At 71.1% G+C, this 256-nt stretch carries 1 protein-coding gene; it reads left to right on the forward strand.

Annotated features, from left to right (window positions below; genetic code table 11):
• On the forward strand, positions 1 to 252 hold a 252-nt coding region (locus SB660_RS21965), incomplete at its 5' end, for a hypothetical protein (RefSeq protein ID WP_410584564.1).
• Between the last annotated feature and the right edge of the window lie 4 nt (positions 253 to 256).

Here is a 256-nt window from a genome sequence, read left to right on the forward strand (position 1 = left end):
CTGGAGCGCTTCGCTGCCGCCGCCCGCGCCGCAGGGCTCGGCATCCTGGTCGACATCGTGCCGAACCACGTCGGCGTTGCGAAGCCGCGGCTGAACAGGTGGTGGTGGGATGTGCTGCGACTCGGACGCGCATCGCGGCACGCGGTCGCGTTCGACATCGACTGGCCGGCCGGAGGCGGGAGGCTGCTCCTGCCGATACTGGGCGCCGCGCCGTGCGAGTTGATCTTCGAGACCAGCTGCGGGTTCACCTGACCGG

The organism is Bacillus sp. SIMBA_005 (assembly GCF_046535585.1).
GTDB classification, from domain to species: Bacteria; Bacillota; Bacilli; order Bacillales; family Bacillaceae; genus Bacillus; species Bacillus pumilus.